Annotated in this window: 11 protein-coding genes; 8 read left to right on the top strand and 3 right to left on the bottom strand. The window is 70.2% G+C overall.

The window, feature by feature from the left end; translation table 11 throughout:
* Nucleotides 1-3: 3 nt before the first annotated feature.
* Nucleotides 4-1,104 carry a hypothetical protein gene (locus tag OHA77_RS13700; RefSeq protein WP_406318449.1) on the bottom strand — a complete coding sequence of 367 codons (1,101 nt, stop codon included), beginning with the start codon at nt 1,102-1,104 and terminating at the stop codon, nt 4-6.
* A gap of 282 nt (nt 1,105-1,386) precedes the next feature.
* Here OHA77_RS13700 and OHA77_RS13695 point away from each other — a divergent pair, with 282 nt between their 5' ends.
* The 5 genes from OHA77_RS13695 (at nt 1,387) to OHA77_RS13675 (ending at nt 4,835) form a co-directional block, all read left to right on the top strand.
* Nucleotides 1,387-2,031: an HAD family hydrolase gene (locus tag OHA77_RS13695; RefSeq protein WP_406318447.1), complete on the top strand. Its 645-nt coding sequence runs from the start codon at nt 1,387-1,389 to the stop codon at nt 2,029-2,031.
* 152 nt (nt 2,032-2,183) lie between these two features.
* A complete protein-coding gene (locus OHA77_RS13690) occupies nt 2,184-2,690 on the top strand; it encodes a DUF6912 family protein (RefSeq protein ID WP_406318446.1) in 507 nt (168 codons plus the stop codon).
* Nucleotides 2,691-2,823: 133 nt separating this feature from the next.
* Nucleotides 2,824-3,261: a DUF2690 domain-containing protein gene (locus OHA77_RS13685; RefSeq protein ID WP_406318444.1), complete on the top strand. Its 438-nt coding sequence runs from the start codon at nt 2,824-2,826 to the stop codon at nt 3,259-3,261.
* A gap of 137 nt (nt 3,262-3,398) precedes the next feature.
* Entirely contained in the window at nt 3,399-4,034 is a 636-nt protein-coding gene (locus tag OHA77_RS13680) for an HAD family hydrolase (RefSeq protein WP_406318442.1), read from the top strand.
* A 129-nt stretch (nt 4,035-4,163) separates the two neighbouring features.
* Nucleotides 4,164-4,835, top strand: a complete 672-nt coding sequence (locus OHA77_RS13675) for an HAD family hydrolase (protein WP_406318440.1) — start codon at nt 4,164-4,166, stop codon at nt 4,833-4,835.
* Nucleotides 4,836-4,856: 21 nt separating this feature from the next.
* Here OHA77_RS13675 and OHA77_RS13670 read toward each other — a convergent pair whose 3' ends face one another.
* Entirely contained in the window at nt 4,857-6,284 is a 1,428-nt protein-coding gene (locus tag OHA77_RS13670; RefSeq protein ID WP_406318439.1) for a pyridoxal phosphate-dependent decarboxylase family protein, read from the bottom strand.
* A 125-nt stretch (nt 6,285-6,409) separates the two neighbouring features.
* Entirely contained in the window at nt 6,410-7,936 is a 1,527-nt protein-coding gene (locus tag OHA77_RS13665) for a penicillin-binding transpeptidase domain-containing protein (RefSeq protein WP_406318437.1), read from the bottom strand.
* A gap of 110 nt (nt 7,937-8,046) precedes the next feature.
* Here OHA77_RS13665 and OHA77_RS13660 point away from each other — a divergent pair, with 110 nt between their 5' ends.
* The 3 genes from OHA77_RS13660 to OHA77_RS13650 all read left to right on the top strand — a co-directional run bounded on the left by OHA77_RS13660 (nt 8,047) and on the right by OHA77_RS13650 (nt 11,826).
* Complete coding sequence (locus OHA77_RS13660; protein WP_406318436.1) at nt 8,047-8,967, top strand: LysR family transcriptional regulator; 921 nt, start codon at nt 8,047-8,049, stop codon at nt 8,965-8,967.
* Entirely contained in the window at nt 8,964-9,815 is an 852-nt protein-coding gene (locus tag OHA77_RS13655) for a serine hydrolase (RefSeq protein ID WP_406318435.1), read from the top strand. The genes OHA77_RS13660 and OHA77_RS13655 overlap by 4 nt, the downstream gene beginning before the upstream one ends.
* Before the next feature lie 73 nt (nt 9,816-9,888).
* Entirely contained in the window at nt 9,889-11,826 is a 1,938-nt protein-coding gene (locus OHA77_RS13650) for an acetoacetate--CoA ligase (RefSeq protein ID WP_406318433.1), read from the top strand.
* Nucleotides 11,827-11,846: the final 20 nt, after the last annotated feature.

Genomic DNA, 11,846 nt, shown 5'->3' with positions numbered 1-11,846 from the left:
TGATCACGCGGATGTGCTTCTGTGGCCTGAGACGGCCGTCCTCCGAGGAGCGAACCTCGTCGGCTGACTCCCTCTGCGGGCCCGTTGGGCGATCAGTGTTCCGACTCCGATGGCCGCCGCCACCGGCCATTCGATCAGCCCCACCACCGCGAGCGCGCCGAGTCCCCCGTAGTAGGCCATGCGCTCCGGCGGGGGAAGGAACGACTTGGCGGCGTCCACGGCCTGGCCCGCCTCCTGCCGGTTGACATGCGGCAGGTGAAGATGAGGCGGCCGGAACTGCACCGTCATCATCGGCAGGTCCACTGTGAACGAATGCCCGTTGTGCCCTGTTGCCACTTTTTGCGGTTGAGTGGACACCTGTGCGGTGGGCTTGATCTCTGCGGTCTTGCGTTGGGTGGCCGTCCGGGTGGCGGGTCTGCGCTGTGTGGTCGCCCGGGTGGCGGGCCTGCTCTGTGTGGTCGCCCGTGTGGTGGGTTTCTTGTCCGCGGTCTTGCTCTGTGCGGTTGCCCGTGTGGCGGTCTTGCGCTGTGCGGTCGTCCGGGTGGCGGCCTTGCGTTGCGTGGTCGCCTGTGTGGTGGGCTTGTCCTCTGCGGTCTTGCGCTGTGCGGTCGTCCGCGTGGTGGATTTCTTGTCCGCGGTCTTGCGTTGAGTGGTTGCCCGGGTGGCGGGCCTGCTCTGTGCGGTCGTCCGGGTAGCGGGCTTGTCCTCTGCGCTCTTGCGCTGGGTGGCCGTCCGGGTGGCGGTCTTGCGTTGGGTGGCCGTCCGGGTGGCGGGCCTGTGCTGGGCGGTTGCCCGGGTGGCGGGCCTGCTCTGTGCGGCCGCCCGTGTGGTGGGTTTCTTGTCCGCGGTCTTGCTCTGTGCGGTTGCCCGTGTGGTGGGTTTCTTGTCCGCGGTCTTGCGTTGCGCGGTCGTCCGGGTGGCGGCCTTGCTCTGTGCGGTTGCCCGTGTGGTGGGTTTCTTGTCCGCGGTCTTACGCTGTGCGGTCGTCCGTGTGGTGGGCTTGTCCTCCGCGGGCTTGCGCTGCGCGGGTTTACGCCCTGCGGTCGTGGTGGATTCGGACGGCGTACGGGTACGCGATCCGCGAACTGTCTGACCTACGGTCATGGCCCCTCCTCAGAAGAAGTCGAGGGATCGGTTCACATGGTGCCCGCGGAAGGTCGACAGTGCCTTTCACGTGCGATTACCTGGCTTCAGAGCCACCCTCTTAGACGTTCCTCGAACCGTCGTCCTGAAACATGATCCAGCCCGATGAAACAGACATTGAGCCGGAAACAACCAGTCGTGTACCAAGACGTGCAATTAACGGTGGCCGGTCTGGCGCCCCGTGTTCCGTCGCGCTCATCGGCTGGGCCTAATCTGGAGCCGGTTTCTGATCAGGGAGGCGGAATGTTCAAGGGTGTGCTGATCGACTGGGGCGGCGTGCTGACCACGGGCCTGTCCGAGGCGATCGCCGAGTGGATCGTCGCCGACCGGATCGACGCCACCCACTACCGCGACGTGATGCGGGAGCTGGTCCTGCACGCCTACGAGGGCTCCGAGAGCGGTGAGAACACGATCCACGCACTGGAGCGGGGTGAGATCTCCGGACTGGAGTTCGAACGGGGACTGGCCGCCCGGCTGGTCACGACAGACGGCGTGCCGCCGGTCGCCGAAGGCCTCCTGACCAGGATGTTCGCCGGCTTCCAGCGGGTCGAGCCGATGTACGACATGCTCCGCCGGGCGCGTGCCGCCGGACTGCGGACCTGCCTGCTCTCCAACTCGTGGGCCAACGAGTATCCCCGCGAGGGCTGGGACGAGTTCTTCGACGAGGTCGTCATCTCGGGGGAGATCGGCATGCGCAAACCGGAGGCGAGGATCTTCGAGCACGCGCTCGGCAGAGTCGGCCTGGCCGGGCACGAATGCGTGTTCGTCGACGACATCGAGGCCAACATCACGGCGGCCCGCGCTCTCGGCATCGTCGGGGTGCACCACAGGGAGCCCCAGCTGACCATCACCGAGTTGGAGGGACTCCTCAGCGTGCCGCTGCGGTGACGGCCACGCCGGGGTCCGGGACGCGTGCCCACGGGAACGGCTCGCCGGGCCGTTGCGCCACCGGACCTCGCGACCGGGTCGCCGGGACTGGCACACTCAAGGGTGATCGGCGTCGAACCGGCGCCGGTGTCGAGATACAGATCGAGGCATGGATGCGCGTCTACCTGCCGTGCACGCTCCCCGCGCTGGCCCGTGTGGTCACCCTGGGGGAGTTCGGCCCGGCCCCGCTGACCGGTTACGCGGTGACCCCCGCGCTGACCGAGTGGTACGCCTCGGGTGACACCGAGGAGTTGGAGTACGTCGCCCTGACCGAGGCGGCGAGGGCGTCCCTGCGGATGCTGGCCGCCGACCGCGCCGACGGGGTGGACGTGGCCCCGCGCCGGGTGGTGATCGCCGCGGAGGTGCCGGACGGGCGCGTGGGCGTGACCGCCGAGTTGGAGGAGCGCGGCCGGGTACGGCTCGCCGAGGCGGTCGCGCTGGCGGACGTCGCCGCGGTCCATGTGGACGACCTGTCCGCGATGAAGGACGTGGAGGCCGCGATCGCCGCGGTGCCCGCGGCCGACCGGGGCGATGACGACGCCCGGTTCGTCCTGGACGGCGCCGAGGCCAACGAACTCATGTGGTTCGCGACGCAGGAGATCCCCGACCTGCTCGGCTGACCTCCTGGGAGCGTCGTAGCCGTCGGCCGCAGATTACGGTACTGACCGAAAAGTTCTATTTTCTTGGTTCTTTCTTGACGAATCTGGCTAGGATCACCCGGTCCGATTCCGTAGTGAGAAAGAGTCGATGCCCATGAAGATCCGAGTAGCCGCGACCCTCGTGGCCGCCGTCGGCCTGTCCCTGTTCGGCGCGCTGCCCGCGAGCGCGCACACCTACGACCACAAGGACCCGTACCGGTCCGGCTGTGGCAACACGAAGCGGGTGGTCAAGTCCGCCCCCATCAAGAGCCGGCTGGCCGAGCGGGTCGGGACGATCAAGCTCATGTGGTCGTCCTCCTGCAAGACCAACTGGACCGAGGTCTCGGTCCCCACCTCCGCGCATGGGACGATCAACGTCTACACCAACCGGGGCTCTGACAGGTTCATCTTCAAGGCGGGCAACGGCGGCCGTCACTGGGGCAACATGATGCGCGCCCCGGGTGTCTGCGCATGGGGCGGCGTCGCGGTGCAGTGGAACGGTGGTCGCGGTGGCCAGAACGGGCAGGGCGTCACCGCCAAGGCCTGCGGCTGATCGTCTCCACTCCACCGGGTGGTGAGCACGGAGACCCGTGGCCGGTCCCCGGATCGGCTGCGGGTCTCCGCTCTCCGGCACCCGTGTGCCGGACGCCGCGCTGAGATGTCACACCGGGTGGCTACCCTTTGAGGTATATGAAAAGACACATCATCTGGGATTGGAACGGCACGCTCTTCCACGACGTCGACGCCGTGGTCGGCGCGACGAACGCGGTGTTCGAGCCGTACGGGCTGAGCCCCTACGACGCCGACGGCTTCCGGGCGGTCTACACCCGCCCCATCTGGACGGCCTACGAGCGGATGCTCGGCAGGGCACTCCACGACGGGGAGTGGGAGCGGCTCGACCTCGGCTTCCACGAGCACTACCACCGGCTGATGCTGGAGTGCGGCCTCGCGGCGGACGCCGCCTCCACTCTGGAGAGCTGGGAGAGGGAGGGCGGCAGGCAGTCGCTGCTGTCCATGTGGGCGCACGAGCGGCTGGGGCCCAAGGTCGCCGAGTTCGGCATCGACCGCCACTTCGCCCGGATCGACGGGCTGCGCAGCGCGTCCGGCGGGCACAAGGCCGACTCGATGGTGGCCCATCTCGCGGCGCTCGGCGTGGACCCCGCCGAGGTGCTCGTGATCGGCGACAGCGTGGACGACGCGCACGCCGCCCAGCACGTCGGAGCGCGGGCCGTGCTCTACACCGGCGGCATGACCAGCCGGACGGATCTGGCGGCGTTCGGCGTCCCGGTCGTGGATACCCTCGCGAATGCCATCGACTACGCCTGAAAGGGATGTTTTCGGCATTCCTGGCGGTCGGGGCACGGCCAGGGCCGTACCCTGAGCATCCGCACCCATTCCGGGAGGCCCTCGATTAACCGTCTCGTTCTCTGGAACGTCGACCTCACGCTGGTTGACGTGTCCATCGTCACCCGTGACGCCTATGCGGAGGCCTTCCGTCAGGTCACCGGGCGCCCCCTGGTCAAGCTGACCCAGCACAACGGCCGTCCGGACTCGGAGATCGTCTTCGAGACGCTCGCCATCAACGGGATCGTCGCCGAGGACGCCCACCTGCCGAAGTTCCTGGACGCGCTCGCCGAGGCCTTCGGAGCCCGGCGCAAGCGCCTGGTCAAGGACGGCCGGATGATGTCCGGAGCGGCGGACGCGCTGAAGGCCGTCGCGAAGCTCGACGGCACGGTCCAGTCGGTGCTCACCGGCACGATCAAGAGCAACGCCGTGCACAAGCTGAAGGCCTTCGGCCTGGACCGGCAGGTGGACTTCGAGGTCGGCGGCTACGGCGAGGAGGTCTACCCCAAGGCCACCCTGCTCCAGGTCGCGCAGGGCAGGGCCCGGCAGAAGTACGGCGGGATCTTCGACGGCGGCAACACCGTGATGATCGGCGACTCGGCCAGAGACGTCCAGGCCGCCAGGATCGCCGGAGCCGCGATGATCGCCGTCGCCACCGGCCGGTCCCTCCCCGCCGAGCTCCACGAGGCGGGAGCCGACGTGGTCCTGCCCGACCTGTCCAACCCGTCGGAGGTCGTCGCCGCCGTGGCCGGGCTCACCTCGCCCGCCCGCCGGGCCGGCTAGACCTCCGGCGAGGCCGTACGGTCACCCCGTACGGCGGGCGGCGATCTCCCGGACCACCGAGGCCAGGAGGTCGATGTCGGCCTCGGTGGTGCGCCAGTTGAGGATGGCCGGTCGCAGGGCGGTCATGCCCCGGTAGGTGGTGGTCCCGGCGTACACCCGGCCGTCGGCGAGCAGCTCCTCGCCGATCCGCCTGTTCAGCTCGTTCAGCTCCTCCTCGGGGACACCCGGCGGGCGGTAGCGGAAGCAGACCACGCAGAGCCGGACCGGTGCGAGCAGCTCCAGGTCGGGAGCCTCCTCGACGATCCGGCCCAGCCGCAGGGCCAGATCGTGGTGGCGCTCGACCATCTCCCGGTGACCCTGCCTGCCGTACGCCCGCAGGGTCGCCCAGACGGGCAGCGCCCGTGCCCGCCGGGAGGACTCCGGGCCGAGGAAGTTGTAGTTGACGTGCGGGTCGTCTTCGGCGGGGAGGTACGCCGCGCCCCACGGGCCGAAGGTCCGGCCCATGATCTCCTGATCGCGGACGAAGGCGAACCCGCTCTCGTAGGGGACGTTGAGCCACTTGTGTCCGTCCGAGGTCACCGAGTGCGCCCGTTCCACCCCCTTGACCAGGTGGGAAAGGCGGGGTGAGGCCGCCGCGAACAGTCCGAAGGCCCCGTCCACGTGCAGCCAGGCACCGTGCCGTTCGGCCAGGTCCGCCAGGTCGTCGATGGGGTCGAAGTCACCGGTGTTCACCTCGCCCGCGTTTCCGACGATCACCGCCGGGCCGTCGATCCGTTCGAGCTCCCGGTCCATGGCGTCCAGATCGACCCGTCCCGCCTCGTCCCGGGTGAAGATCCGGGCGCCGTCCCGGCCGCAGCCGAGCATCAGCAGCGCCTTGCGGCTGCTCGGGTGGAGGTAGCCTCCGGCCAGCACGGGCATCCGCGGCAGTCCGGCCAACCCGTCGGCCGCCACGTCGGCGCCGTGACGCTCGCCCCACCACTGCCGGGCGCATGCCAGCCCGGTGAGGTTGGCGAAGGTGGCGCTCGGCGTCAGCACGCCACCATAGGACTGGGGCAGCCCGAACAGGTCCTTCAGCCACCGCAGCACGACGGTCTCCGCCCGGGTGGCGAACGGCGACGTCAGCCAGAGCCCACCGGCCTGGTCCAGCAGCGAGGTCACCCAGTCGCCCGCCTGGGCCGCCGGGGTCGAGCCGCCGACGATGAAATGGAAGAAACGCGGCCCCGAGGAGTGCGTCGCCGCCTCGGTGCCGACGTGCAGCAGCCGTTCGACGCTGTCCAGGGTGCCTTCGCCGTGTTCGGGCAGCGGGCCGTCGAGCAGGTCGAGCAGGCCGTCGGCACCGTGGTCGTGGACCAGGCGGTCACCGAGCGAGTCGAGGTAGGGTCCGGCGGCCTTGGCGACCATGTCCAGTGCTGCGGTGACCTGGTCGCGCTCGTTCAAAGGATCACTCATCCCTCAGCAGAACACATCCGGCCGCCTTCCCGCCAGCCCCCTTTTCGATCTTCGATGTGCCGGTGCCCCAGACGGACTTCGCCGTCGGCACTCATCAGAAACCGGACAGGTCGCGCGACGGGCCGTCAGGGTGCCGCCGTGAGCCCGGCGAGGAACCGGCTCGCGACGGGCGCGGCCACGGCGGCGCCCGCGCCGCCGCCCTCCACGATCACCGAGAACGCCAGGTCACCCCGGTAGCCGATGAACCAGGAATGCGACGGGGGCTCCTTGCCGGAACCGAACTCGGCGGTTCCGGTCTTGCCCGCCGTACCCGGGGGGAAGGAGACCGTGCTCGCCGTGCCCTCCACCACCACGGCGGGCATCAGCGTACGCAGTGCCCGCACCACCGCGGGCTCCAACTTTCTCGACTGCGCCGGGGGAAGCAGGTCCGCGTCCACCAGCCGGGGCGGGCGCCAGGAGCCGTCGGCGATCGCCGCGGCGACGGTGGCCATGTTCAGCGGGCTCGTCAGGACCCGGCCCTGCCCGATCGAGGCCGACGCCAGGTCGGTGTCGTCCTTCGGGTCGGGGAACTGCGCCCGTACGGCGGGCACCCCGGGGTCCACCGGCCCTCCGAACCCGAAGCTCGCCGCCACCGAGGCCAGCCGCCTCCCGCCGAGCCGGTCCACGCTCAGCTTCCCGAACGTGGTGTTGCACGAGTGTGCGAACGCCTCGCGCAGCGCGATCGTGCCGAACTCCTCGAACCCGGCGTTGTGGAACGGGAAGCCCCCGATGTTCTGCTCGGCGGGACAGGGCACCGACTCGCCCGCGGTCATGCCGTCGGCGATCAGGGCCGAGGCCGTGACCACCTTGAAGGTCGAGCCCGGAGGGTAGTGGCCGAGCAGCGCCCGGTTGAACCCGCCGGGTTTGTTGGCCACGGCCAGGATCTCGCCGGTCGAGGGCCGGAGCGCGACCAGGGAGGCGGGCTTGTCCACCTTCTCCAGTGCCGTGGCGGCGGCCCGGTGGACGCGGAGGTCGATGGTGGTCCGCAGTTCCGTGCCCGCCTTCGCCTTGGCGGTGGCGAGCGTGGCGACCTGCTCGCTCCCCTGGACCAGGTCCACCCGTGCCGAGGAGGTGCCGGTGAGGCGGGAGGCGTACTTCTCCTTGAGCCCCTCGACGAGCTGCTGCACCGAACCCGGCGTGCCGGCGGTGTCGATGCGGGTCCCTTCGGCGTCAAGGATCGGTGCCTGCTCGGCCTTGACCAGCACCGTCTTGAAGCGCAGGCCGGGCTTGAGCCGCGGGTGGACCGCCGCGGGGCTCCACTTCACCTGCCAGGCCCGCTCGTGCTCGACCAGGGCCAGCGAACCGTCGTAGGTCCAGTCCACCGGTCCGTCCAGCGTCGCGCGGAAGGAGACCTCGGCGTCGGTGCTCCCGGTGATCTCGAAGCTGGCCCCCGACAGCTTCAGATCGGACCGGAACCGCTGGTACCAGCGGTCGAAGTCGCCCGGTGGCTCGACCGTGAGCGCCCGCATCGCCGGGTAGTCCTGCCTGGTCCAGGCGGCCAGGAACTCCTGAGCCGTCTCCTCGGCCGACCCCTGGGTGCGCAGCGCCCATGCTCCCGCGCCGATCGCGGCGATCGGCACCAGCGCCGCCGCCACCAGGTGTTTCAGCTTCATCGAATCATCCCCCTCGATCCTTGCGGATTGAGGAGACCAGAGAGATACTCCCTATGTCCAATATTGATATAGGTGTCTCATTCATAATGAAACGGATATAGTCCCTGCTCATGGACATCGTGCGGCACTTGCGCTACTTCACGGTCGTCGCCGAAGAACTGCACTTCGGCAATGCGGCGATCCGGCTCGGCATGGCCCAGCCGCCGCTCAGCCAGCGCATCCGGCGGCTGGAGGAGGAGCTCGGCGTGCGGCTGTTCGACCGCTCCAGCAGACAGGTCCGGCTGACCGAGTCGGGGCGGGCGCTGCTGGCCGAGGCCCGTGAGATCGTCACGCGGGTGGACCGCCTCCGCGACCTGGCCGGACAGGGGGAGAGCGCGGTGCTGCGCGTCGGGGTGACCCCCGACCTGGGATCCTCGGTGATCGCGGCGCTGATCGCCGGATTCCGCGAGCAACTGCCCGAAGTACGGCCCGCACCCGTCGAGATGTGGAGCGCCGACCAGGTCATCGCCCTCACCGACGGCACTCTGGACGTGGGCCTGCTCCGCCATCCGGTGACCGCCCCCGGGCTGAGCTTCGGTCCGGTGCTCGTCCAGCGCCCCGGTGTGGTGCTGGCCGAATCCGACCCGCTCGCGGCCCTGTCGTCGGTGCACCTGGCCGACCTGGCGGGCAGGCAGCTCGTGCTCTTCCCGCGGGAGCCGGGCCTGCACGAGGAGACGCTCACGGAGTGCCGCCACCACGGGTTCGTCCCGGAGCAGGTGCACGAGGCGCAGACCCTCGGGCTGGTCCTGGTCGGTACGGCCGTCGCCTTCGGGCCCCGGGTGGAGCTGCCCGGCCTGCGGTGGAGACCGCTGCTGGGCGGTCCGCTGGCATGGCGGATCTCCACGGCCTGGCGGGGGCAGGCCGGAGACGCTGCCGTAGCCTTCGGGGCGGTGGCGGTACGAGTGCTGAAGGAGAGAGCCGGGATGACGGACGACGGCACGGCACCGACGCGGCGGGTGCGCGCCAGGCCCGCCTCTGGATTTCTGTCATGAGCGACCTGGGCGGGCTGTTCCGCGCGGCGGGGGTGACCGGGTTCCTGCACGCGGTGGACCTGGACACCGGAGCCGAGGTCGGCCATGGCGCCGACGAGCCCGTGGTCCTGGCCTCGGTCTTCAAGGTGGCGCTGCTGGTGGAGTTCTTCCGGCAGGTGGACGAGAGCCGGCTGGACGAGGCTGAGCGGATCACGGTCCCCGCGGACCGCCGCACCCCCGGGGCCACCGGGGTTTCCGTGATGGCCGACGACGTGACGATGTCCCTGCGCGACCTGGCCTACCTGATGATCGCGGTGAGCGACAACACCGCCGCCGACGCGCTGATCGGCAGGGTCGGCCTGCCGGCGGTCAACACCATGCTCGCCGCCATGGGCCTGGACGGGACGTGGATCGAGCACGACTGCCACAGCCTGTTCGCCAGCATCGTCGAGGACACCGGACAGCAGGAGATGCCCACCGACCCCGCCGTGGTGACCCGGCTGCGGGCGCTCGACCCGGCGCGCACCAGCCGGAGCACCCCTCGCGACATGACCCGGCTGCTCGGCATGATCTGGCGCGACGAGGCGGCCTCGGCCGAGTCGTGCGCCTCGATGCGCAGGCTGCTCGGCCTGCAGGTCTGGCCGCACCGGCTCTCCGCCGGATTCCCCTACGACGACGTCGCGGTCAGCGGCAAGACCGGCACGCTGCCCACGCTCCGCAACGAGATCGGTGTGGTGGAGTATCCCGACGGCGGGCGCTACGCCGTCGCCGTCTTCACCCGGTCGTACGGCACGGCGCAGAACCAGCCCCGTGCCGACGCGGTGATCGGCACTGCGGCACGGGCCGCCGTGGAAGGGATACGTGGCTGATCCACATCGGGACGGCCCGAGGTTGTGAACGGCCGGGGGTGACATTCCGGTGGGCCGCCGAGAAGATGGGGCCATGGTTGAGGAAGGTGCGCTGCTCTGGGAACCCACCCCGGAGGTCGTGAGGAATGCCAAGATCACCCGCTACCTGGCATGGCTCGGCCGGTCCGGTGACTACACGTCCCTGTGGCAGTGGTCGGTGGACGCCCCGGCCGAGTTCTGGTCGTCGATCTGGGACTATTTCGACGTCGTGGGTGCGCGTGGTGACGGGCCCGTCATATCTGGGACGATGCCGGGGGCCGAATGGTTCACCGGATCGACGCTGAACTACGCGGCGAACGCGCTGCGCCTGGCCGCCTCCGACCCCGACCGGCCTGCGGTGGTCTTCCGCGACGAGACGGGCGGGCGGCGGACGCTCACTCTGGGCGAGCTGGCCGAGGAGGTCGCCCGGGTCCGCACCGGCCTGGCCGGGCTGGGCGTCGGGCGGGGGGACCGGGTCGCCGCGTATGCGCCGAACGTGCCCGAAACGCTGATCGCCTTCCTCGCCACCGCCTCCCTGGGCGCCATCTGGTCCTCCTGCTCACCGGACTTCGGCGCGCCCAGCGTGATCGACCGCTTCACCCAGATCGAGCCGAAGGTGCTCATCGCGGTGGACGGCTACGCCTACAACGGCAAGTGGTTCGACCGTGCCGAGGTGGTCAGGGACATCGCCGCCAAGCTGCCGACCCTGGTCGCGCGGGTGCGGATGGCACCGGGCGCGGAGCCGGAGGCGCCGCCCGGGGCCGCCGTCCGCACCCTGGGCTGGGCGGACCTGCGCGGCTCCGCCGGGCCGATGGCCTTCGAACCGGTGCCTTTCGGCCACCCGCTCTGGATCGTCTACTCCTCCGGCACCACCGGGCTGCCCAAGCCGATCGTGCACGGTCACGGCGGCGTGGTGCTGGAGCACCTCAAGGCGCTCTCCTTCCACCAGGACCTGGGTGCGGAGGACGTGTTCTTCTGGTACACCACGACCGGCTGGATGATGTGGAACTACCTCATCGGCGGCCTGCTGGTCGGCGCGACGGTGCTCCTCTACGACGGCTCGGCCACCCATCCGGGGACCGACACGCTGTGGCGGCTGGCAGCCGAGGAGAAGGTCACCTATTTCGGCACCGGCGCACCGTACCTCATCGCCTCCATGAAGGCGGGCCTGCGGCCCGGCGGGCTCACGGCGCTGCGCGGTCTCGGCTCCACCGGCTCACCGCTGCCTCCCGAGGGGTTCGCCTGGGTGCACGACGCGCTGCCGGAGGTCCAGCTCGGCTCGTTCTCCGGTGGCACCGACGTCTGCACCGGCTTCGTCGGCGCGGTCCCGCTGCTCCCGGTCCGGGCGGGCGTCATCCCGTGCCGCTGCCTGGGGGCCAGGGTCGAGTCCTTCGACCCGTCGGGCGCGCCGGTGATCGGAGAGGTCGGCGAGCTGGTGGTGACCGCCCCGATGCCGTCGATGCCGGTCATGTTCTGGAACGACGCCGACGGGTCGAGATACCGGGAGAGCTACTTCGCCGACTACCCGGGCGTCTGGCGGCACGGCGACTGGATCAAGATCCTTCCTGACGGCGGCTCCGTGATCTACGGCCGATCCGACTCCACGCTCAACCGGGGCGGCGTCCGGATGGGGACCAGTGAGTTCTACCGCGTGGTGGAGCGCTTCGACGAGATCGCCGACAGCCTGGTCATCGACACCGGCCAGCTCGGTCAGGACGGGCGCCTGCTGCTCTACGTCACCCTGGCCGAGGGCGCCACCCTGTCGGATGAGCTGGTCATGAGCCTGCGGCGCGCCCTGCGGGAGGGGCTGTCCCCCCGGCACGTGCCGAACGAGATCATCGTGGTCCCCGGGATCCCGCGCACCCTCAGCGGCAAGAAGCTGGAGGTCCCGGTCCGCAAGATCCTCCTCGGTGTCCCGCCGGAGAAGGCCGCCAACCTCGACGCCATGGCCAACCCCGAGGTGCTGGCCCACTTCACCCCGACGGAGCAGTGAGCCCGGCAGGACCGCCGCGG

Origin of the sequence: Streptosporangium sp. NBC_01639 (assembly GCF_045209755.1) — a bacterium.
Classification (GTDB): domain Bacteria; phylum Actinomycetota; class Actinomycetes; order Streptosporangiales; family Streptosporangiaceae; genus Streptosporangium.
Note: the sequence above shows the minus strand (reverse complement) of the source record. Positions and strands in the feature narration are given on the sequence as shown.